Raw genomic sequence first — 21,498 nt, 5'->3', positions numbered from 1 at the left:
ATCAGGCCGGGTCGCCATTGCGTCGGGCCTGCGCCCGTACCAGCCGATCCATGGTGCGCAGGGACTTCTCGCCGAGCTGCATCGCAGTGTCTACCCAGATCTCGGTGATCCGCATCATTTCATGCAGCGGCACCATGGTGGCGATCTCGTTGACCTCACGCATCGCCGCCCAGGCGTGCGGGATGCGTCGGCTTTCCTTGATCACCTGTTCGACTGCGGCAACGCCTTCGCCCACCGGCACCACGATGTCGACCAGGCCCATTTCCTTCAGCTGGCAGGCGGTGTAGAGGTTGCCTTCCAGCATGATCTTCTCCGCCAGCCGCGGACTGATCCGCTGGCACAGGAAGGAGTAGGCGCCCATGCCGGGGAACAGGTCGAACAGCACCTCCGGCAGGCCCATCAACACGCCTTCCTCGGCGACGATGGTGTGGCAGCTCAGTGCGGCCTCGAAGCCGCCCCCCAGTGCATTGCCCTGGACCAGGGCGATGCTGTGGGCACGGGTGCCCAGGCCGGCATGGAAGGCATGCACGCCGCGCACGCAGCGCTGGGCATAGTCGAGCAGGCGGGCGCGGTCGCCCTCGCGGATCAGGCGGCAGAACAGTTCGAGATCGCCGCCCAGGTTGAACACGTCGCTGTCCGAGGCAAGTACGACATGGGGTGAAAGAGCGTGCGAGGCGCTGAGGCGATCGCCCAGTTCGCGCTGGTAGTCGACGATGTCATCGACGAGGCGCGAGGCGAAGCACGGCCGGCCTGGCTGGTTGACCAGGTTGGCGTGCATATGGATCCAGTAAACGTCCCGCTCGGGTTCTTCGGTGATACGCAGGGTAGGGTGCTGCGAGGGACGGGTAATGATGGGGCGTACTGCAGACATGGGAGTTCTCCGTGTGACCGTCCGGCCAACCGCAGAGCGGACGGAGAGGAGTGAGGGGGCGAGCTGAACATGCGGCGGCGACTGATTCTATGCACCCGTCGTGAACCGCCCGCAAGCGCCGGGCCGGCCATGTTCCGGCAATAAAAAGACCCCGCCGTCTCCGGCGGGGTCCCCTGTACTGTCGTGTTGCCCGGAAACCCTTACTGGGCGGGCGTATCACGCAGCTCGCGACGGAGAATCTTGCCCACGTTGGTCTTCGGCAGCTCCTTTCGGAATTCTACGATTCTGGGGTGCTTGTAACCGGTCAGGTTGGCCCGGGCATGTTCCTTGACCATTTCCGCAGTCAGGTTCGGGTCCTTCTTCACGATCACGACCTTCACGACCTCGCCGGATTTCTCGTCCGGCACGCCGACCGCGGCCACTTCCAGCACGCCCGGCATCATCGCGATGACGTCCTCGACCTCGTTCGGGTACACGTTGAAGCCGGACACCAGGATCATGTCCTTCTTGCGGTCGACGATGTAGAAGAAGCCGTGTTCGTCCATCTTCGCCATGTCGCCGGTGTGCAGCCAGCCGTCGGCGTCGATGGCGGTGGCGGTTTCCTCCGGGCGCTGCCAGTAGCCCTTCATCACCTGCGGGCCCTTGATGCACAGCTCGCCCACTTCGCCCAGCGCCAGGATGTTGCCGTTGTCGTCCTTGATGCAGGCATCGGTGGACGGGATCGGCAGGCCGATGGCGCCGTTGTACTCGGGCAGGGTGAGCGGGTTGATGCAGGCTGCCGGCGAGGTCTCGGTCAGGCCATAGGCTTCGACCAGGGTCACCCCGGTGACCTTCTTCCAGCGTTCGGCCACGGCACGTTGTACCGCCATGCCGCCGCCGAGGGTGAACTTGACCGAAGAAAAGTCGATCTCGTCGAAGCCGGGCGTGTTGAGCAGGCCGTTGAACAGCGTGTTGACGCCGGTGATGGCGGTGAAGCGGGTGCCCTTGAGCTCCTTGACGAAACCCTTCATGTCGCGCGGGTTGGTGATCAGGTGGTTGCAGCCACCGAACTTCATGAAGACCAGGCCGTTCGCGGTCAACGCGAAGATGTGGTACAGCGGCAGGGCCGTGATGATCACTTCCTTGCCCGGCTCGATGCCCGAGGTGGACAGCCACGCCGACGCCTGCTGCATGTTGGCGATCAGGTTGCGGTTGGTCAGCATCGCGCCCTTGGCCACGCCGGTGGTACCGCCGGTGTACTGCAGGAAAGCGATGTCGTCGTGGTCGATCTCGACCTTCGGAAGCGCGTGGCGGCTGCCCAGCTTGAGCGCCTGCCTGAAGCGGACGGCGCCCTTGATGTGGTAGTTGGGCACCATCTTCTTGACGTACTTCAGCACGAAGTTGACGATCGCGCCCTTGGCGCCGAGCAGGTCGCCCAGGCCGGTGGTGACCACGTGCTTGACCGGCGTATCGGCGATGACCTGTTCGACGGTGTCGCCGAAGTTGTCGACCACCACCAGCGCACTGACGCCCGCGTCGACCAGCTGGTGCTTGAGTTCGCGCGCGGTGTACAGCGGGTTGACGTTGACCACGGTCAGTCCGGCGCGCAGCACGCCGAAGGTGGCCACCGGGTACTGCAGGCAGTTGGGCATCATCAGGGCGACGCGGTCACCCTTCTTGAGCTTGAGCTCACCCAGCAGGTAGGCGGCGAACTGGGTGACCAGCGCATCGGTCTCACCGTAGGTGAGCACTTTGCCGAAGCTGGAGTAGGCCGGACGGTCGCGGAATTTCGCGACGGAAGCGTCGAAGACCGAAGCTACCGAATGGAACTCGTTGACGTCGATTTCGGCGGGAACGCCTTTCGGATAGCTCTGCAGCCAGGGACGATCCAGACTCATATTCCCCCTCCAGGAATCGTGATGTATTAGGTTCCGGCCCTGAGCGTAGCGACAATGGCCGTTCATTGCAGCATACCCCGCCGTAGGGAAAACGCGAAGAGGCCCCGAAGGGCCTCTTTGCTTGGTCGTGCCGGCCGCTGGCCGGCATCTGCGCTCGATCGGGATTCCGGTGGATGCCGGCCAGCGGCCGGCACGACCGTGTCGCCAGGCGGGGCGCTTGCGTCAGTCCTGCTTGCGCACCGGTGCACCGTTGGCCTTGTAATACGGCGCGGTGCTGCGGGCCAGCGGGGTGCGGCCGCGGATCACGTCGGCCAGCTTCTCGGCCATCATGATGGTCGGCGCGTTGAGGTTGCCGGTCACCACCTGCGGCATGATCGAGGCATCGACGATGCGCAGGCCTTCCAGCCCGTGCACGCGGCCCTGGCCGTCGACCACCGCCATCGGGTCATCGGCATGGCCCATCTTGTTCGAGCACGACGGGTGGTAGGCGGTCTCGGCATGTTCGCGGACGAACGCATCGATCTGCGCATCGGTCTGCAGCGCGCTGCCCGGGGAAATCTCGCGGCCGCTGTACGGTGCCAGCGCCGGCTGCGCGAAGATCTCGCGGGTGATGCGGATCGCCGCGCGGAACTCGCGCCAGTCCTGCTCATGCGACATGTAGTTGAAGAGGATGCTCGGATGTTCGCGCGGATCCTTCGAACGCACGTGGATGCGGCCGCGGCTGGGCGAGCGCATCGAACCGACGTGCATCTGGAAGCTGTGCGCCTTGATCGGGTTGGAGCCGTTGTAATTGATCGCCACCGGCAGGAAGTGGTACTGCAGGTTCGGCCAGTCGAATTCGGCGTCGCTGCGGATGAAGCCGCCGGCCTCGAACTGGTTGCTGGCGCCGATGCCGGTGCCCAGGAACAGCCACTCGGCGCCGATGGCCGGCTGGTTGTACAGCTTCAGTGCCGGTGCCAGCGAGACCGGCTTCTTGCACTCGTACTGCAGGTACATCTCCAGGTGGTCCTGCAGGTTGGCGCCGACGCCCGGCAGGTGGTGCACCAGGTCGATGTCCAGGCTGCGCAGCAGGTCGGCCGGGCCGACGCCCGAACGCTGCAGGATCTGCGGCGAGGCGATGGCGCCGCCACACAGCAGCACTTCGCGGCGCGCGGTGGCACGCTGCGGCTGGTCGTTGTGCAGCCACTGCACGCCCACCGCACGCTTGCCCGAGAACAGGATGCGGTCGGTAAGCGCGTGGGTGACGATGGTCAGGTTCGGGCGCGGCTTGGCCAGGTCCAGGTAACCACGGGCGGTGCTGGAGCGACGGCCCTTCGGGGTCACCGTGCGGTCCATCGGGCCGAAGCCTTCCTGCTGGTAGCCGTTGAGGTCGTCGGTGCGCGGGTAGCCGGCCTGCACGCCGGCTTCGACCATCGCAGCGAACAGCTCGTTGTTGCCGGCCTTCGGCGTGGTCACCCGCAGCGGGCCGTCGCCACCGTGGTAGTCATTGGGGCCGATGTCGCGGGTTTCCGCCTTGCGGAAGTACGGCAGGCAGTCCAGGTAGGTCCAGTCTTCCAGGCCCGGCATGCTGGCCCAGTTGTCGTAATCCATCGCGTTGCCGCGGATGTAGCACATGCCGTTGATCAGCGACGAGCCGCCCAGGCCCTTGCCGCGGCCGCAGTCCATGCGGCGGTTGTTCATGAAGGGCTCGGGATCGGTCTTGTACGCCCAGTTGTAGCGCTTGCCCTGCAGCGGGAAGGCCAGTGCCGCCGGCATCTGGGTACGGAAGTCGAGCCGGTAGTCCGGGCCACCGGCTTCCAGCAGCAGCACGCTGACATCGGCATCTTCGGTGAGGCGGGTAGCCAGCACGTTGCCGGCCGAACCGGCGCCGATGATGATGTAGTCGTACTCGTTGTGGGTGCTCATGGGTGTCTCCTGCAGGCCGGGGCGCGCTGCATGCAGGCGTCCCGGCGGAATGTCGGATCGGCGCGGTGGCCGGACGAGGGTGCGCGCTCGGGGCGCGCCGGTCAGAACACGCTGGCGTAGTCGCCCAGTTCCACCTGCACCGACTTGATGCGGGTGTAGTGGCCGAGGGTGGAGATGCCGTTCTCGCGGCCGACGCCGGATTCCTTGTAGCCACCGACCGGCATTTCGGCCGGCGACTCACCCCACGTATTGATCCAGCAGATGCCGGCTTCCAGGCGGTGGATGATGCGGTGGGCGCGGCTGATGTCCTTGCTGACCACGCCGGCGGCCAGACCGAAGGTGGTGTCGTTGGCGCGACGCACCACTTCGTCTTCGTCGTCGTAGGCGAGGATGCTCATCACCGGCCCGAAGATCTCTTCCTTGACGATGGTCATGTCATCGCGGCAGTCGGAGAACACGGTCGGCAGAACGTAGGCGCCATTGGCCAGCGCGCCTTCGGTGGCACGGCCACCGCCGGTCAGCAGGCGGGCGCCTTCGGCCTTGCCGCTTTCGATGTAGCGCAGCACGTTTTCCATGTGCGGGAAGCTGGTCAGCGGGCCGAAGTTGGTCTCAGCGGCCATCGGGTCGCCGATGCGGATGCGCTTGACGCGATGGACAACGGCGGCCTCGAATGCGGCGAGCATGCTGCGCGGCACGAACACGCGGGTGCCGTTGGTGCAGACCTGGCCGGAGCTGAAGAAGTTGGCCATCACCGCGATGTCGGCGGCGCGGTCCAGGTCGGCGTCATCGCAGATCACCAGCGGCGACTTGCCGCCCAGCTCCATGGTCACTTCCTTCAGCGAGGAGGACGCGGCGCTGGCCATGACCTTCTTGCCGGTGGCGACGCCGCCGGTGAAGGAAATCTTCTCGATCACCGGGTGCTCGGTCAGCCACTGGCCGATCTCGCGGCCCGGGCCCTGCACGACGTTGAACACGCCGGCCGGCACGCCGGCTTCGGTGTAGATCTCGGCCAGCCGGATCGCGGTCAGCGGGGTCACTTCCGAAGGCTTGAACACCATCGCGTTGCCGGCGGCCAGCGCCGGGGCCGACTTCCACATGGCGATCTGGATCGGGTAGTTCCAGGCGCCGATGCCGGCGACCACGCCCAGCGGCTCGCGACGGGTGTAGAAGAAGCTCGATTCGCGCAGCGGCAGCTGGATGCCCTCGATGGCGGTGGCCAGGCCAGCGTAGTACTCGACCACGTCGGCGCCGGTGACGATGTCCACGGTGGTGGTTTCGGCCAGCGCCTTGCCGGTGTCCAGGGTTTCCAGGTGGGCCAGTTCGTCGTTGCGCTCACGCAGGATCTCGACGGCGCGGCGCAGGATGCGCGAGCGCTCCATCGCGGTCATCGCGGCCCACACCTTCTGGCCTTCGGACGCGCTCTGCACGGCACGCTCGACGTCGGCCTGGCTGGCAACCTGCACTTCGGCGATCACCTCACCGGTGGCCGGGTTGACGGTCTTGAAGGTCTTGCCGCTGGTGGCATCGACGCGCTGGCCGTGGATGTAGAGCTGTTGGACGGGCAGGGTGGTCATGGGGCGTACTCCTTGGAAGGGGGCGGGTGCTGAAGCGCTTATAGCGCGACAGCCTGCAACTGGAAGTCGATGTAGCCGTAAGCGATGCGCCGGGACTTCTCGGCGTTGAACTGGCCGCCGACCAGGCTGCCGCGCAGCCACAGGCCATCGATCATCGCGGCCAGCCCGCGGGCGGCCAGGCGGGCCTGCGGGTGGGGCAGCAGGCGGTTGAACTGGTGGCACAGGTTGGAGAACAGGCGCTGGTCGTTGGCGCGCTGCAGCCGGGCCAGTTCCGGCTGGTGCATGCTCGCGGCCCAGAAGGTGAGCCAGACGCGCATCGCGGTGCCGTTGATCTGGCTGTCGTCGAAGTTGCCGTCGACGATGGCGCGCAGCTGCTCGCGCGGGTCGTCGCTGGCGTCGGCGCGGTAGCGGGCGACCGCGTCCTTCAGCTCGCGCAGGATCTGCCGCATTGCAGCATTGAGCAGGCCGTCCTTGTCGCCGAAGTAGTGGGCGACGATGCCGCTGGACAGCCCTGCCTTCTTCGCGATGGTGGCGACGGTCGCATCGGCCATGCCGATCTCGTCGATGGTCTGGAAAGTGGCCCGGATCAGCTGTTCGCGCCGTACCGGTTCCACGCCTTTCTTCGGCATTGTCTCTCCACGGATTGCGACCCGAAGGATCGGGCTGCCCGCCATTATGCTTTTTATTGATTGAACGTTCAATCAATAAACCCTAGGATGCGCTCGCGCCCCACGCCATGGGCCCGGTTTACCGGTCCGGCCCCGCCCATGTGCTCCCTCGGACTTGATGAGACGACCCCATGTCTTCCCTGGCTCATCCCAAGCGTTCGCCCCTGCGCTTGAACCGTTTTGTCTTCTTCAGCTCCTCGGTGTCGATCGGCATCCTCGGGCTGCTCACCGTTCTCTATCCCGAAGGCAGCGAGCACTGGCTGCAATGGGCGCAGGCCGAGGTGTCGGCCGCGTTCGGCTGGTGGTACATGCTGCTGATCGTGCTGTGCCTGGGCTTCGTGCTGTGGCTGGCGTTCTCGCCGTATGGCCGCATCCGCCTGGGTCACAACGAGGAATCGCCGGCCTTCGGCTACGTCGCCTGGGTCTCGATGCTGTTCTCGGCCGGCATCGGCATCGCGCTGCTGTACTACGGCGCCTACGAGCCGCTGGACCACTTCCTGCATCCGCCCGGGCAACCCGGCGGCACCGTGGCCGCCGGCCGCGAGGCGATGGTGCTGACCTTCCTGCACTGGGGCCTGCACGGCTGGGCGCTGTATGCGCTGGTCGGCGTGGCACTGGGCTATTTCGCCTACCGCCGTGACCTGCCGCTGGCGCTGCGCTCGGCGCTGTACCCGATCTTCGGTGAGCGCATCCATGGCCGCATCGGCGACATGGTCGATGGCTTCGGCATCCTCGCCACGCTGATCTCGATGGTCACCAACCTCGGCATCGGCGCGCTGGTGGTGCAGTCCGGCCTGGTCTACCTGTTCCACATCCCGGATACGCCGCAGGTGCTGGTGGCGATCGTGCTGGTGATGATGGTGGTGGCCACCATCGGCGTGGTCGCCGGTGTGGAGAAGGGCATTGCCTGGTTGTCCAACCTCAACGTGCGCCTGCTGTGCGGCCTGCTGCTGTTCGTGCTGGTCACCGGCCCGACCCTGCACCTGTTCGATGGCCTGATCCAGAACACCGGCGATTACCTCGGTGCGTTCGTGCGCAAGAGTTTCGACATGTACCTCAACGACCCGAAGGGCCGTGAGTGGATGGGCTCGTGGACGCTGTTCTACTGGGCCTGGTGGATCGCCTGGGCGCCGTTCGTCGGCCTTTTCGTGGCACGCATCTCGCGCGGCCGCACCATCCGCGAAGTGATCATGGGCGTGCTGCTGATCCCGCTCGGCTTTACCCTGGCGTGGCTGTCGATCTTCGGCAACACCGCCATCGACCTGGTGCTCAACCATGGCCAGGCGATCCTGGGTGACGTGGCCCAGCACGATGCGGCGATGACGCTGTTCAAGCTGCTGGAATACCTGCCCGCCGCGCCGTACGTGGCCGGTGCCGCGGTGGTGATCGGCTTCGTGCTGTTCCTGACCCCGGTCGATTCGGGCACGCTGATGATCGCCAACCTGTGTACCCGTCGCGTTGACGATGGGGTGGAAGACGGTCATGACGCGCCGATCTGGCTGCGCGTGTTCTGGGCCGTCGGCATCACCGTGGCCAGCGTCGGGCTGCTGCTGGCCGGCAATTTCAGCGCAATGCAGACGGCGGTGGTGCTGTGCGGCCTGCCGTTCTCGTTCACCCTGGCGTTCTACATGTGGGGCCTGCTGAAGGCGCTGCGCACCGACCCGGACGCGCCGCGCCGGTGATCGCGCACCTGGCGCCCATCGCGGTGCCGCCGGAGTTGCGGTAGAGCCAGGGCATGCCTGGCTGCAGAGAAACAGGAAGGGCCGGATCCGCGAGGATCCGGCCCTTTTGTTGGGTAGTCGACTAGCCGTCGACTCTACCGAGAGCGGAACGTTACTTGCTGGCCAACTGGCGCAGCACGTACTGCAGCAGGCCACCATGACGGAAGTACTCGACTTCCTTCGGGGTCAGCAGCATCACCGACACCTCGAAGGTCCTCTTCGTGCCATCGGCCTTGGTCGCGGTGACCGTGGCGCGCTTGCTGGCGCCATCCTGCAGGCCGGTGATGTCGATCACTTCCGAGCCGTCCAGGCCCAGGCTCTGCGCGTTCTCGCCGTTGCGGAACTGCAGCGGCAGCACGCCCATGCCGACCAGGTTGGAGCGGTGGATGCGCTCGAAGCTTTCGGCGATGACCGCCTTCACCCCCAGCAGCAGGGTGCCCTTGGCAGCCCAGTCACGCGACGAGCCGGTACCGTACTCCTTGCCGGCCAGCACCACCAGCGGCACCTTGTCGGCCTTGTACTTCATGGCCGCATCGTAGATCGCCAGCTTTTCCGGCTGGCGGCCACCGGCCGGGTAGTACAGGGTGTTGCCGCCTTCCTCGCCACCGAACATCAGGTTCTTGATGCGGATGTTGGCGAAGGTGCCGCGGACCATCACGTCATCGTTGCCGCGGCGGCTGCCGTAGCTGTTGAAGTCGGCCGGCTGCACGCCGCGCTCCTGCAGGAAGCGGCCTGCCGGCGAGTCCTTCTTGATGTTGCCGGCCGGGGAGATGTGGTCGGTGGTGATCGAATCGCCGAACAGGCCCATCACGCGCGCGCCGTGCACGTCGTCGATGCTGCCGGTCTGCATGGTCATGCCATCGAAGTACGGCGGGTTCTTGATGTAGGTGGAGGCATCGCTCCACGCGTACAGGTTGCCGTCCGGCGAGGCGATGGTGTTCCAGCGGGTATCACCCTTGAACACATCCGCGTAGTTCTGCTTGAACATCTCCGGGCCGATGGTGGCGGCGATGACGTCACCGATTTCCTTGTTGCTCGGCCAGATGTCGCGCAGGAACACCGGCTGGCCATCGCTGCCGGTTCCCAGCGGCTGGGTGGTCAGGTCGATGTCGGTGGTGCCGGCGATGGCGTAGGCCACCACCAGCGGCGGGCTGGCCAGGTAGTTCATCTTCACTTCGGGGTGCACGCGGCCCTCGAAGTTGCGATTGCCCGACAGCACCGAGGTGACCACCAGGTCGCCGGTGGCGATGCCGGCGCTGACTTCGGTCGGCAGCGGGCCGGAGTTGCCGATGCAGGTGGTGCAGCCGTAGCCGACCACGTAGAAGCCGATCTTTTCCAGCTCCTTCAGTACGCCGGCCTTTTCCAGGTAATCGGTGACCACCCGCGAGCCCGGCCCGAGCGAGGTCTTCACCCACGGCTGGCGGTTCAGGCCCTTGGCGGCCGCATTGCGGGCCAGCAGGCCGGCGCCGATCATCACCGCCGGGTTGGAGGTGTTGGTGCACGAAGTGATGGCAGCGATGACCACCGCACCGTCCTTCAGGCGGACCTTGCGGCCTTCGATCTCGATGTCGGCGAAGCCCTTGGCCAGCTGCTCGTTGCCGACCGCGGCGCCGCCGCCTTCGTTGACGAACGAGGAGACGTCGTCGCTGCGCTTGTCACGGTTGGCGGTCATGCCGACCAGGGCTTCACGGTAGTTCTTCTGCACGTCTTCCAGCAGCACGCGGTCCTGCGGGCGCTTCGGACCGGCCAGCGACGGCTTCACCGTGCCCATGTCCAGTTCCAGCGTGGTGCTGTACTGGGCGTGAGGGCTGCCCGGCTCGTGCCACAGGCCCTGCGCCTTGGCGTAGGCCTCGACCAGGTTGATCTGCTCTTCGCTGCGGCCGGACAGGCGCAGGTAGTTCAGCGACTCGGCGTCGATCGGGAAGATGCCACAGGTGGCGCCGTATTCCGGGGCCATGTTGCCGATGGTGGCGCGGTCGGCCAGCGGCAGGTGCTGCAGGCCGTCACCGTAGAACTCGACGAACTTGCCGACCACGCCCAGCTTGCGCAGCATCTGGGTGACGGTCAGCACCAGGTCGGTGGCGGTGGCACCCTCGGGCAGCTTGCCGGTCAGCTTGAAGCCGACCACCTGCGGGATCAGCATCGACGATGGCTGGCCGAGCATGGCGGCCTCCGCTTCGATGCCGCCCACGCCCCAGCCCAGCACGCCGATGCCGTTGATCATGGTGGTGTGGCTGTCGGTGCCGAACACGGTATCGGGGTAGGCCACGGCCTTGCCATCCTTGTCCGCGGTCATCACCACGCGGGCCAGGTTTTCCAGGTTCACCTGGTGGACGATGCCGGTGTTCGGCGGCACCACCTTGAAGTTGTCGAAGGCCTTCTGGCCCCAGCGCAGGAAGCCGTAGCGTTCCTGGTTGCGCTGGAATTCGATCTTGCCGTTGAGGTCCAGTGCGTCCGGCTTGCCGAACACATCGACCTGCACCGAGTGGTCGATGACCAGTTCGGAGGGAATCTGCGGGTTGATCTGCTCCGGCGAGCCGCCGAGCTTGACCACCGCATCGCGCATCGCGGCCAGGTCGACCACACAGGGCACGCCGGTGAAGTCCTGCAGGACCACGCGCGCCGGCATGAAGGCGATCTCGGTGTCCGGTTCTGCCGCCGGATTCCAGCGGGCCACGGCTTCGATGTGGTCCGTGCCGACGGTGATGCCGCCGTCCTCGTGCCGGAGCAGGTTCTCCAGCAGGATCTTCATCGAGTAGGGCAGGTGGGAGATATCGAAGCGCTGGCCCAGCGTGGGCAGGCTGAAGTAGTCGTAGGTCTTGCCGCCGACGTTCAGCTGGCTGCGGGTGGAGAACGAATCGCTCATGCGGGGTAACTCCTTCTTGCGGATGGCTTGCTCTGGCCCGTGCGTGCAAGGGCCTGCTTGCGGTCGCCGGTGGCATTCCGGCCCCGGATCCTGCCCAGTATCGGCGATCCAGCGCCCGGCAATGACCCGGCTGGCTTGGAACGCAAGGTTACAGCGGTGTGTGTAGCCTTCGTGTCAGCGCGTGCGGTCGTCGCCCGCTGGCCCGAACGCAGACGGGACGCCCATGGGCGTCCCGTCCGGAAGTGCGTGTCGAGCAGGACTTACTTGCCGTTGGCGGCATCCAGCAGCGGATTGCCGGTCTTGCCAACAGCGTTGCTCTTGGACTTGGCCGTCAGCACACCCTGCTTGTTGAATTCCAGGACGGTCGCTTCCTGGATGTTCTTGCCGAAGGTCTTGATCTTCACGTAGTCGTAGTACCAGACCTGGGTGTCGCCCAGCTGTTCGCGGCGGCCGGGTGCGCCGAACTTCTCACGGACCTGGTCCTGGCTGGTCTTGCCGACTTCCAGGGTGTCCATCTGCTGTTGGGTGATCTCGACGCCGGTGGTGTAGGCGCCGAACGGATTGGCGTGGGCTGCCGTCGTCGAAAGGGCCAGCGGGGCAGCCAGCATCAGGGCAAGGGTCAAGGCGCGCATGGAACATCCTTTTATGGCGGGTAGGTGCGGGCGGCACGCGGTGCGTCCAGCCCGGGGCCGCAGCAGGTCGCTGCGGAGCCAGTCTAACCCCCGGATGCGACCAGCGCAGGATCGCGGTCACGGATTGGCCGGGTTTGTTCCAGATACTGCGAGTATGTATAATTCATGCATACTTTTTGAGGCGTACCCCCATGGAAGCCACCGTTGCTGAACGCGGACAGATCACCCTGCCCAAGGCGGTGCGTGATGCCCTCGGCCTGACCAAGGGCACGCTGCTGAAGGTCGAGCTGGACGGCAGCCGCATCATCCTGCGCAAGAGTGTTGACGATGCCATCTCACGGGCGCGCGGCAAGTTCGCGCTGGACGGCTTCGAATCATCCGACGCGGCGGTGCGCGCGGTGCGTGACGAGGAGTAAGCGGTGATGATCGCCGTCGATTCCCCAGTTCTGGTCGAGCTGCTCAGCAATGGTCCGCAGGCCGATGCGGTGGAAGCCATCCTGCGGCAGAGCCTGGTCGGCGGCCGCGTGGTGGTCTGTGGCGCAACGTTGGCCGAAGTCTGCGCATCGCTGCGCGGCGGTGCCGAAGTGCTCGAAGCGCTGGAAGAGATGGGCGTGCATTTCAACCCGATGGAAGCCAAGTCGGCACTGCGCGCCGGCGAGATGCACCGCCGTCATCGCCAGCGCGGCGGCAGCCGCCGCAGCCTGGACGAATTCATGGTCGGCGCCCACGCACTGCTGCAGTGCGACGGCCTGATCACCTGGAACGACACGTTTTACCGCGACTACTTCAAGGGCCTGAAGCTGATCGTGCCGCAAGCCTGAGCCCACTTTGTTATTTCAACCTACGCATTACCCGGGAGTTGTCATGTTGGAAGCCTACCGCCACCACGTCGCCGAGCGCGCTGCGCTTGGCATCCCGCCGCTGCCGCTGAGCGCGCAGCAGACGGCCGATGTCATCGAACTGCTGAAGAACCCGCCGCAGGGCGAGGCCGAGTTCCTGCTCGACCTGCTGACCCACCGCGTGCCGGCCGGCGTCGATGACGCAGCCAAGGTCAAGGCCTCGTACCTGGCCGCGATCGCGCTGGGCAGCGAGCAGAACCCGCTGATCAGCCGCGAGCGCGCCACCGAACTGCTGGGCACCATGCTCGGCGGTTACAACGTTGCGCCGCTGGTGCAGCTGCTTGACGACACCAGCGTCGGCACCATTGCCGCCAATGGCCTGAAGAAGACCCTGCTGGTGTTCGACGCGTTCCACGACGTGCAGGAAAAGGCCAAGGCCGGCAACGCCAACGCCCAGGCCGTGCTGCAGAGCTGGGCCGATGCCGAGTGGTTCACCAGCAACCCGGAAGTGCCGCAGAGCCTGACCGTCACCGTGTTCAAGGTGCCTGGCGAGACCAACACCGACGACCTGTCGCCGGCACCGGATGCGACCACCCGCCCGGACATCCCGATGCACGCCCTGGCGATGCTGAAGAACAAGCGCGACGACGCGCCGTTCACCCCGGAAGAAGACGGCAAGCGCGGCCCGATCCAGCAGATCCTCGACCTGAAGGACAAGGGCCACCTGGTTGCCTATGTCGGCGACGTGGTCGGTACCGGCTCCTCGCGCAAATCGGCTACCAACAGCGTGCTGTGGTGGACCGGTGATGACATTCCGTTCATCCCGAACAAGCGCGCCGGTGGCGTCTGCCTGGGTTCGAAGATCGCCCCGATCTTCTACAACACCATGGAAGATGCCGGCGCACTGCCGATCGAGCTGGACGTGTCGAAGATGGAGCACGGCGATGTGGTCGAGCTGCGTCCGTACGAAGGCAAGGCGCTGAAGAACGGTGAAGTGATCGCCGAGTTCCAGGTCAAGTCCGAAGTGCTGTTCGACGAAGTGCGTGCCGGTGGCCGCATTCCGCTGATCATCGGCCGTGGCCTGACCGGCAAGGCGCGCGAAGCGCTGGGCCTGGCCCCGACCAACCTGTTCCGCCTGCCGGTGCAGCCGGCCGACACCGGCAAGGGCTTCTCGCTGGCACAGAAGATGGTCGGACGCGCTTGTGGCCTGCCGGAAGGCCAGGGCATGCGCCCGGGCACCTACTGCGAACCGAAGATGACCTCGGTCGGCTCGCAGGACACCACCGGCCCGATGACCCGTGACGAGCTGAAGGACCTGGCCTGCCTGGGCTTCTCGGCCGATCTGGTGATGCAGTCGTTCTGCCACACCGCCGCCTACCCGAAGCCGGTGGACGTGAAGACCCACCACACCCTGCCGGAGTTCATCTCCACCCGTGGCGGCGTTTCGCTGCGCCCGGGCGACGGCGTGATCCACAGCTGGCTCAACCGCATGCTGCTGCCGGACACCGTGGGTACCGGTGGTGACTCGCACACCCGCTTCCCGGTGGGCATTTCGTTCCCGGCCGGTTCGGGCCTGGTCGCCTTCGCTGCGGCCACCGGCGTGATGCCGCTGGACATGCCGGAGTCGGTGCTGGTGCGCTTCAAGGGCAAGATGCAGCCGGGCGTGACCCTGCGTGACCTGGTCAACGCGATTCCGCTGTACGCGATCAAGTCGGGCCTGCTGACCGTGGCCAAGGCGGGCAAGAAGAACATCTTCTCCGGCCGCATCCTGGAAATCGAAGGCCTGCCGGAGCTGAAGGTCGAACAGGCGTTCGAACTGTCCGACGCCTCGGCCGAGCGTTCGGCGGCCGGTTGCTCGGTGCGCCTGAACAAGGAACCGATCATCGAGTACCTGACCAGCAACATCACGCTGCTGAAGTGGATGATTGCCGAGGGCTACCAGGATCCGCGTTCGCTGCAGCGTCGCATCGAGAAGATGGAGGCGTGGCTGGCCAACCCGCAGCTGCTGGAGCCGGATGCCGACGCCGAGTACGCCGCCGTCATCGAGATCGACCTGGCCGACATCCACGAGCCGATCGTGGCCTGCCCGAACGATCCGGACGACGTGAAGACCCTGTCCGAAGTCGCTGGCGCCAAGATCGACGAAGTGTTCATCGGTTCGTGCATGACCAACATCGGTCACTTCCGTGCCGCTGCCAAGCTGCTGGAAGGCAAGCGTGACCTGCCGACCCGCCTGTGGGTGGCCCCGCCGACCAAGATGGATGCTTCGGAGCTGACCAAGGAAGGCGTGTACGGCACCTTCGGCGCCACCGGTGCCCGCATGGAAATGCCGGGCTGCTCGCTGTGCATGGGCAACCAGGCGCAGATCCGCGAAGGCTCCACCGCGATGTCGACCTCGACCCGCAACTTCCCGAACCGCCTGGGCCGCAACACCAACGTGTACCTGGGTTCGGCCGAACTGGCCGCGATCTGCTCGCGTCTGGGCCGCATCCCGACCAAGGAGGAGTACATGGCGGACATCGGCGTGATCAACGCCAATGGTGCGGAGATCTACCGCTACATGAACTTCGACCAGATCGAGGAATACCAGGACGTAGCCAACACGGTCGCTGCCTGACGCGGTAGTGCCGGCCGCTGGCCGGCACGCCGTTGAAACGAAGAACCCCCGGTGAGAACCGGGGGTTCTTCGTTTGTGGGCGTACCCAGGTTCAGGCCTGGGTAACGGCCGCCGCTTCCTCGGTCACGGTCGGCGTTTCCGCCGGAAGCTCGGCTTCCACCGCGGGCTGCGGCAGAACGCCATGGTCGGGGAACAGGCGGGGCAGCTCAGCCACGAAACGCGCGATGCAGGCCTCGGCGAACTCACGCGACGCCGCCTTGGCCTTCGCATAGTCGTCTGCCTGCCATTCCTGCAGCGGGGCAACCCGTGCTTCGTCCCGGCAGTGCACGCCCTGGCCGCCACTGGCGCTGCGGAACAGCTTGCGCACCACCGGGAAGCCGATGGTTACATCGTGGCGCAGCTCGTAGGGGGTCTCTGCATCGCTGAGCTTCTGGTACACCAGCGACCACTGGCCGGCACTGGCTTCCACGGTGCGCTCGTCGCTGGGAATGGCGCCGGGGTGGGCCGCGAAATAGAGTGCCAGCTGCTCGCGGATCATGCCGGGCAATGCGCCGAAGGCCGGGCTGGGCACAGAGTGGATGTCCTCGCCACGGACGTTGTTCTTGCTGAAGCTGTTGCTCGTGCCGATGTCACCCACGCCAGTGACGAACGCCAGAGCAGACAGGCCGACCTTGGCCGCGGTGACGGCAGCGGTGTCGGCACGCATCACCAGGCGCAGCACGTGATCGCCCACGCGATTGCCGTTGGGGCCTGCACCCAGTCCGGAAGTGACCTTGACGTGCTGCAGGCTGCTGTAGTCGAGAGGAGCTGCCACGGCGGCTGTGACATTCCCGATGGCCGGATCGGCCGCGGTGGGGGCGTGCGCCGCGTCTGGCGCGGTCGCCGCATCCGTTGCTGGATCGAGCGTTGATCCGCTGGTGACCGCGGAATCCACGGCAGGCGTGGGTGTGGGTGCTTCGTCGTTGGCGTAGGCCGACGGCGCCAGCAGCAGGGTGGCCGCGATCGCGGCGGTGAGGCAGGTTGGGCGTAATGCCACGGTAGTACTCCTTGGGGAAACGAAAATGAGGCGCTGTGCGCGCTCTGGTGGTTGATGCCCGGCGAAGGCCGAAGGCAGGGGAGCGATTGCTCAGCGCGGCGCGAACTCCCTGATCGGGAACGCATTGCAATGGGCGATCGCAGCGGCGATGTCGACCGGAGCATCGGCGGCGGCGCTGCGGCGCCTGTTCACCGTGGCCGCCTCTTCCCACAGGCTGGGCAATACCTGTGGTGCGTCCAGTACGCGTTCGCGCACGGCATCGTGAAGGGCGCTGCTGTAATCGGTAGCCGGTACCACCACGCACAGGCGTGTGCCGGGATTGCTGCTGGCCTGCTGCAGCATCTTCCGCAGTGCCTCGGTGCTGCCCGCGTCGTCGGTCAACCGTTCCGGTGCGCTGCCCTGGCGGGCATCCTGGATCTGCAGCTGGCCTGGGCTGAACAGCAGGACCTGCATGTCCTGCCGCGGTTCAACGCGCACCGGCGCACGCGTGCCCTCACAGATGCTGGGGGTCTTGCGCGCAACCTGTGGCGTCGTGCTGCCATCGGCGTGTACCTGGCGCAGATGCAGGCGGCACATCTTGTCGGCCACTTCCATTTCCACTTCGTAGTCCTGCCCGGGCCTGGCCACGAACTGACCCGACAACTGCCCGTCGCAGTACATGCGGCTTGATGCGTCGAAGCGCGCCTCGACGATCAGCGGCTTGCCGCCGGCGACTTCGTACTCCTGGTAGCTGAGCATGGAGAACCGCTCGTTCTCCTTGCTGCGCAGGGTTTCCGTGGCGGGGATGCCGAGCACGCCCTTGTCACCGGCGTTGTTGTACTTGACGTCGATCCTGTCACGGTAATCCTCGCGGCAGGCGGCGTCGGTGTACAGGGTGGTGGTCCGCCCCAGGCTGGCATAGATGCGCACCCGTGCCGGCGGCACGGCACCGCCTGCGTAGGCCGTGAGATCTTCAGCAGCAAGCGGGCGAGGGTACATCGCCGGTATTCGCTTGATGAGCTGCTCGGTGCACTTCATCGTGATCACCTGGGCGGCAATCTTGAGCCTGGCGTAGTCATTGGCCTGCCACTCGCCCAGGGTCGCCCGGTCGTCGCTGTCACTGCATCTGATGATTTCAGCCAGGGTGCCATCGGCACGGCGTTGCTCGATGGTGCTGACGTGGTTGAGGCGGTAAAGGGGATCCTTCCGTGTGTTGCCCTGGTGCACCAGCGCCCAGGTGTCTGCACTGAAACGCAGGGTGCTGCTCTGGTTGGGCAGCGCGTCGGGCGCATAGCTGAAGTAGCCACCCACCAGCGCCCTGGCTACGTTGGGCATCAGCGTGATGGCGGGGCTCGCCTGGCTCTCGACGATGCTGCCGGGCAGGGTGTTGCGCCGGAAGTAGTCCGGCTCATTGCCGCTGAAAAGCAGTGCGAGGCCCTTTGGCGTGAGCGACTCGCTGTCATCGGGGGTGACGATGCGCAACGCCACGTCGGGTCCGTGGAGGCGCTTCGATGCGGTATCCGGACCACTCTGGATGTGGACGCGATCGGTCCAGGCGGTGCCCTTCGCGACGGGGGCGGGGGGAAGGCCCGGGGTGGCCTGCGGCGGTGCTGGCACGCCGGCAGCGGTGGCTGCCAGCGGAGCCAGCAGAGCGGCCGCCAGCAGTGACGGTTGGTAAGGGAAGAGACGCAGGGCCACGGTCAAACTCCTTGGAAAACACGACAGCCGTGCCGGCCCTTCCGGGGCCGGCATCTGAAAGGGGGAATCAGGCGGTGCGATGCCGCGGACGATCAGCCGCGGGCGAGCGCCAAGAGTCGTTCGGCGATCCGTTCCAATGGCACCTGTTCTTCGGCCGCTCCCAGTTTGAAGGCAGCGCCGGGCATGCCCCAGACTACGCTGGTGGCTTCATCCTGGACCAGCGTCGGCGCGCCGGCCTGGCGCATTTCCAGCAGGCCGCGCGCGCCATCGTCACCCATGCCGGTGAGGATGGCGCCGATGGCGTTGCCGCCCGCGCTCTGCGCGACCGAACGGAACAGCACGTCCACCGCGGGCTTGTGACGGTTCACCGCAGGGCCATCGTCGACGCGGCAGCGCCAGCGCGCACCGTCGCGGATGATCCGCAGGTGCTTGCCACCCGGTGGCAGGTAGGCATGGCCAGGCAGCACTGCCTCGCCGTCGCTGGCCTCACGCACGGCCATCGCGGAGTGCCGGTCCAGGCGCTCGGCGAAGGCGCTGCTGAAGCTGGCAGGCAGGTGCTGGGTCATCACCACGGCAGGCGCATCGGCCGGCATGCCTTCCAGCACCACGCGCAGCGCCTCGGTGCCGCCGGCCGAAGAACCAATCGCGATCAGGCGGTCGGTGGTGCGGAACTGCGGTGCAGCCGGGCGCATTGCAGGAGCTGCTTCCAGCAGGAGTTTCGGAGCGGCAGCACGCACCAGCGGGCGCACCCGCGAGCGCGCCGCCATCTTCACCTTGGCGATGATCTCGTCGGCGTAGCCCTGCAGGCCGCGTGCGACGTCCAGCTTGGGCTTGGAGACGAAGTCCACGGCACCCAGTGCCAGTGCCTGCAGCGTGGTATCGGCGCCGCGCTCGGTCAACGAGGAAATCATCACCACAGGCAGTGGATGCAGCCGCATCAGGTTTTCCAGGAAGGCGAGGCCGTCCATGCGTGGCATTTCCACGTCCAGCGTGATCACGTCCGGGGCCAGGCGCTTGATCTTCTCGCGTGCCAGCAGCGGGTCGGCAGCGGTGCCGACCACGTCGATGGCCGGATCGCTGGACAGGATTTCCGTGAGCATCTGGCGCACGACGGCGGAGTCGTCGACGATCAGGACCCGGCAGGGGGCGTTGCCGGTCAGGGTCATTCGAACAACTCCACGCCACCGGTGACCGGGGCCTTGGACAGGCGCGCACGCACTGCCGATTCGGTGGCAGCCACTTCGGCTTCGTGGGCATGCGGCAGGCGCTGCACCACCACGCGGCCGGTGTCGGCGAAGAACCAGATCTTGCGCGGATGGATGCCGCACAGGTCCTCGGCGATGATCGGAATATGCTCGGCCTGCAGGTACTGGCGCACGAACTCGGCGTTACGGGTACCGACCGGATTGCTGGTGAAGCCCTTCAGTACGTTGGCGCCGCCGAACACCTTGGCCTCGATGCGCTTGCGGTGCGCGCCGCGCTTGAGCATGTCGTTGATCAGCAGTTCCATCGCATAGCTGCCGTAACGCGCGGGCGCGCCGTCGCCGGCGTTGCCCTCGGGCAGCAGGAAGTGGTTCATGCCGCCGATCTTCAGCACCGGGTCGCGCAGGCAGGCGGCCACGCACGAACCCAGGGTGGTGGTCAGCGCGGTGGTGTCATCGACCACCAGGTACTGGGTGGGCAGCAGCTTGGCGGCAAGGGTCTGGAAGCGTGCATCCTGGTAGCGCATCACGTCGTCGGTACGCAGTGAGGCGTTCATGCGCCGGCCTTTGCCGCGCGGCGGTACAGGGTGCGCCCGCAGGGCTGGATCAGGTCGGCGGCGTGCAGGTAGTTCTCCGAGTGTCCGGTGTAGAGCAGGCCATCGTCGGCCAGGTGTTGCACCAGGCGGCCGAGGATGGCGCGCTGGGTCGGCTTGTCGAAGTAGATCATCACATTGCGGCAGAACAGCGCGTCGAACGGGCCGCCGACGTCGTAGCGCGGGGCGAGCAGGTTCAGTGGACGGAACTCGATCAGCTCGCGCAGCGCCGGCAGCACGCGGCACTGCCCCTCGTTGGGACCGCTGCCACGCTGGAAGTAGCGGCGGCGCAGGTCCGGGTCGAGATTGGCGACACGGTCGATGTTGTAGACGCCGCGGCCGGCGGTGGCCAGTACCTGGGTATCGACGTCGGTAGCGATGATGCGCACCGGCGGCTTCAGCGTACCGAAGGCCTCGCAGGCGGTGATCGCCATCGAATAGGGTTCCTCACCGGTGGACGCCGCGCACGACCACAGCAGCAGCGGCGAACGGCTGGAACGCTGCTGCAGTTCTTCGCGCAGCTTGTCGAAGTGGTGCGGCTCGCGGAAGAACGAGGTCAGGTTGGTGGTCAGTGCGTTGGTGAACGCCTGCCACTCGTCACCGTCTTCCTGCTCAAGATGGTCCAGGTACTGCTGGAAGCTGCGCATGCCCAGCGTGCGCAGGCGGCGCGACAGGCGGCCATAGACCATGTCGCGCTTGGCCGGTGCGAGGGCGATGCCCACGCGCTGGTAGATCAGGTCGCAGACGCGGCGGAAATCACGGTCGGCGAACTCGAATTCGCGCGGGCCGGTGACGATGGGGGTAGGACTTTGCACGGGGGACGTGTCCATCGGCAGAGGCGGCGGCCGAAGCCGCCGCGGGTGGGTCTCAGAATTCCTGCCAGTCACTGTCGCTGGCGGCGAAGGTGCTGCCGTTGCTGCTGCGACGTACCGGCGCGGGCGTGCTGGTAGGCTGCGGACGTGCCACGGTGGTGATGCGCGCCGGTTCGACGCGTTCGGCGACAGCCTTCACTGCGGCGGAGACCTGGTTGTCGAGGCGGAAGATCGCCACGGCGTCGGCCAGCTGCGCGGCCTGGTCTTCCATCGCACGTGCGGCGGCGGTGGCTTCTTCCACCAGCGCGGCGTTCTGCTGGGTGGTCTCGTCCATCTGCACCACGGTCTGGTTGACCTGCTCGATGCCGGCCGACTGTTCCTGCGAGGCGGCGGAGATCTCGGCCATGATGTCGGTCACGCGCTGCACCGAGGCGACGATCTCGCCCATGGTGCTGCCGGCCTGGTGCACCAGGCTGGAGCCTTCGGCGACCTTGCCGACCGAATCATCGATCAGGCCCTTGATCTCCTTGGCCGCCGCAGCCGAACGCTGGGCGAGGGTACGCACTTCGCTGGCGACCACGGCGAAACCACGGCCCTGCTCGCCGGCA

Annotated in this window: 17 protein-coding genes; 4 read left to right on the top strand and 13 right to left on the bottom strand. The window is 66.3% G+C overall.

What is annotated here, in order from left to right:
- Position 1 precedes the first annotated feature (1 nt).
- The 5 genes from rpfF to betI form a co-directional block, all read right to left on the bottom strand.
- The gene (gene rpfF / locus AC5P68_RS16665) at positions 2-871 is read right to left on the bottom strand and encodes a diffusible signal factor synthase RpfF (RefSeq protein WP_414498164.1); all 870 of its coding nucleotides are present in this window, start codon (positions 869-871) and stop codon (positions 2-4) included.
- Between the two features lie 200 nt (positions 872-1,071).
- On the bottom strand, positions 1,072-2,748 hold the full coding sequence (locus tag AC5P68_RS16660) for a long-chain fatty acid--CoA ligase (RefSeq protein ID WP_414498163.1): 1,677 nt from the start codon (positions 2,746-2,748) through the stop codon (positions 1,072-1,074).
- Positions 2,749-2,970: 222 nt separating this feature from the next.
- A complete protein-coding gene (betA, locus tag AC5P68_RS16655) occupies positions 2,971-4,653 on the bottom strand; it encodes a choline dehydrogenase (protein WP_005409499.1) in 1,683 nt (560 codons plus the stop codon).
- Positions 4,654-4,754: 101 nt separating this feature from the next.
- Positions 4,755-6,227: a betaine-aldehyde dehydrogenase gene (gene betB, locus AC5P68_RS16650; protein ID WP_231522784.1), complete on the bottom strand. Its 1,473-nt coding sequence runs from the start codon at positions 6,225-6,227 to the stop codon at positions 4,755-4,757.
- Positions 6,228-6,265: 38 nt separating this feature from the next.
- Entirely contained in the window at positions 6,266-6,856 is a 591-nt protein-coding gene (betI, locus tag AC5P68_RS16645; RefSeq protein ID WP_005409501.1) for a transcriptional regulator BetI, read from the bottom strand.
- 170 nt (positions 6,857-7,026) lie between these two features.
- Between betI and AC5P68_RS16640 the strand changes: the two genes are divergently transcribed.
- Complete coding sequence (locus AC5P68_RS16640) at positions 7,027-8,577, top strand: BCCT family transporter (RefSeq protein ID WP_005409502.1); 1,551 nt, start codon at positions 7,027-7,029, stop codon at positions 8,575-8,577.
- 151 nt (positions 8,578-8,728) lie between these two features.
- On the opposite strand, the gene acnA is transcribed toward AC5P68_RS16640, so the two are convergent.
- Both acnA and bamE read right to left on the bottom strand, forming a co-directional pair.
- Positions 8,729-11,482 carry an aconitate hydratase AcnA gene (gene acnA, locus AC5P68_RS16635; RefSeq protein ID WP_414498162.1) on the bottom strand — a complete coding sequence of 918 codons (2,754 nt, stop codon included), beginning with the start codon at positions 11,480-11,482 and terminating at the stop codon, positions 8,729-8,731.
- 260 nt (positions 11,483-11,742) lie between these two features.
- A complete protein-coding gene (gene bamE / locus AC5P68_RS16630) occupies positions 11,743-12,114 on the bottom strand; it encodes an outer membrane protein assembly factor BamE domain-containing protein (RefSeq protein WP_005409504.1) in 372 nt (123 codons plus the stop codon).
- Positions 12,115-12,305: 191 nt separating this feature from the next.
- Here bamE and AC5P68_RS16625 point away from each other — a divergent pair, with 191 nt between their 5' ends.
- The 3 genes from AC5P68_RS16625 to acnB are packed head-to-tail and all read left to right on the top strand — an operon-like array spanning position 12,306 to position 15,570.
- Positions 12,306-12,530, top strand: a complete 225-nt coding sequence (locus AC5P68_RS16625) for an AbrB/MazE/SpoVT family DNA-binding domain-containing protein (protein WP_005409505.1) — start codon at positions 12,306-12,308, stop codon at positions 12,528-12,530.
- 6 nt (positions 12,531-12,536) lie between these two features.
- A complete protein-coding gene (locus AC5P68_RS16620; RefSeq protein ID WP_005409506.1) occupies positions 12,537-12,935 on the top strand; it encodes a type II toxin-antitoxin system VapC family toxin in 399 nt (132 codons plus the stop codon).
- Positions 12,936-12,978: 43 nt separating this feature from the next.
- Entirely contained in the window at positions 12,979-15,570 is a 2,592-nt protein-coding gene (acnB, locus tag AC5P68_RS16615; RefSeq protein WP_005409507.1) for a bifunctional aconitate hydratase 2/2-methylisocitrate dehydratase, read from the top strand.
- A 91-nt stretch (positions 15,571-15,661) separates the two neighbouring features.
- Here acnB and AC5P68_RS16610 read toward each other — a convergent pair whose 3' ends face one another.
- The 6 genes from AC5P68_RS16610 to AC5P68_RS16585 form a co-directional block, all read right to left on the bottom strand.
- Positions 15,662-16,606 carry a hypothetical protein gene (locus AC5P68_RS16610; protein ID WP_111172439.1) on the bottom strand — a complete coding sequence of 315 codons (945 nt, stop codon included), beginning with the start codon at positions 16,604-16,606 and terminating at the stop codon, positions 15,662-15,664.
- Between the two features lie 90 nt (positions 16,607-16,696).
- A complete protein-coding gene (locus AC5P68_RS16605; protein ID WP_414498176.1) occupies positions 16,697-18,283 on the bottom strand; it encodes a hypothetical protein in 1,587 nt (528 codons plus the stop codon).
- A 92-nt stretch (positions 18,284-18,375) separates the two neighbouring features.
- Positions 18,376-19,449: a protein-glutamate methylesterase/protein-glutamine glutaminase gene (locus AC5P68_RS16600; protein ID WP_005409510.1), complete on the bottom strand. Its 1,074-nt coding sequence runs from the start codon at positions 19,447-19,449 to the stop codon at positions 18,376-18,378.
- Positions 19,446-20,042 (bottom strand): chemoreceptor glutamine deamidase CheD, encoded by a 597-nt coding sequence (gene cheD / locus AC5P68_RS16595; protein ID WP_005409511.1) that lies wholly within the window; start codon positions 20,040-20,042, stop codon positions 19,446-19,448. Before cheD ends, AC5P68_RS16600 begins: the two co-directional genes overlap by 4 nt.
- Positions 20,039-20,908, bottom strand: a complete 870-nt coding sequence (locus tag AC5P68_RS16590) for a CheR family methyltransferase (protein WP_049402309.1) — start codon at positions 20,906-20,908, stop codon at positions 20,039-20,041. Before AC5P68_RS16590 ends, cheD begins: the two co-directional genes overlap by 4 nt.
- Positions 20,909-20,945: 37 nt before the next feature.
- Positions 20,946-21,498 (bottom strand): methyl-accepting chemotaxis protein (locus AC5P68_RS16585; protein WP_495203633.1); only part of this gene is annotated, 553 nt, incomplete at its 5' end.

It is taken from the genome of Stenotrophomonas sp. YJH_SMC_58 (genome assembly GCF_059369635.1).
Note: the sequence above shows the minus strand (reverse complement) of the source record. Positions and strands in the feature narration are given on the sequence as shown.

What these genes read in the sequence shown, in the direction of transcription:
- rpfF (WP_414498164.1), bottom strand. Translation starts at nt 871, where the DNA reads ATGTCTGCAGTACGCCCCATCATTACCCGTCCCTCGCAGCACCCTACC.
- AC5P68_RS16660 (WP_414498163.1), bottom strand. Translation starts at nt 2,748, where the DNA reads ATGAGTCTGGATCGTCCCTGGCTGCAGAGCTATCCGAAAGGCGTTCCC.
- betA (WP_005409499.1), bottom strand. Translation starts at nt 4,653, where the DNA reads ATGAGCACCCACAACGAGTACGACTACATCATCATCGGCGCCGGTTCG.
- betB (WP_231522784.1), bottom strand. Translation starts at nt 6,227, where the DNA reads ATGACCACCCTGCCCGTCCAACAGCTCTACATCCACGGCCAGCGCGTC.
- betI (WP_005409501.1), bottom strand. Translation starts at nt 6,856, where the DNA reads ATGCCGAAGAAAGGCGTGGAACCGGTACGGCGCGAACAGCTGATCCGG.
- AC5P68_RS16640 (WP_005409502.1), top strand. Translation starts at nt 7,027, where the DNA reads ATGTCTTCCCTGGCTCATCCCAAGCGTTCGCCCCTGCGCTTGAACCGT.
- acnA (WP_414498162.1), bottom strand. Translation starts at nt 11,482, where the DNA reads ATGAGCGATTCGTTCTCCACCCGCAGCCAGCTGAACGTCGGCGGCAAG.
- bamE (WP_005409504.1), bottom strand. Translation starts at nt 12,114, where the DNA reads ATGCGCGCCTTGACCCTTGCCCTGATGCTGGCTGCCCCGCTGGCCCTT.
- AC5P68_RS16625 (WP_005409505.1), top strand. Translation starts at nt 12,306, where the DNA reads ATGGAAGCCACCGTTGCTGAACGCGGACAGATCACCCTGCCCAAGGCG.
- AC5P68_RS16620 (WP_005409506.1), top strand. Translation starts at nt 12,537, where the DNA reads ATGATCGCCGTCGATTCCCCAGTTCTGGTCGAGCTGCTCAGCAATGGT.
- acnB (WP_005409507.1), top strand. Translation starts at nt 12,979, where the DNA reads ATGTTGGAAGCCTACCGCCACCACGTCGCCGAGCGCGCTGCGCTTGGC.
- AC5P68_RS16600 (WP_005409510.1), bottom strand. Translation starts at nt 19,449, where the DNA reads ATGACCCTGACCGGCAACGCCCCCTGCCGGGTCCTGATCGTCGACGAC.
- cheD (WP_005409511.1), bottom strand. Translation starts at nt 20,042, where the DNA reads ATGAACGCCTCACTGCGTACCGACGACGTGATGCGCTACCAGGATGCA.
- AC5P68_RS16590 (WP_049402309.1), bottom strand. Translation starts at nt 20,908, where the DNA reads ATGGACACGTCCCCCGTGCAAAGTCCTACCCCCATCGTCACCGGCCCG.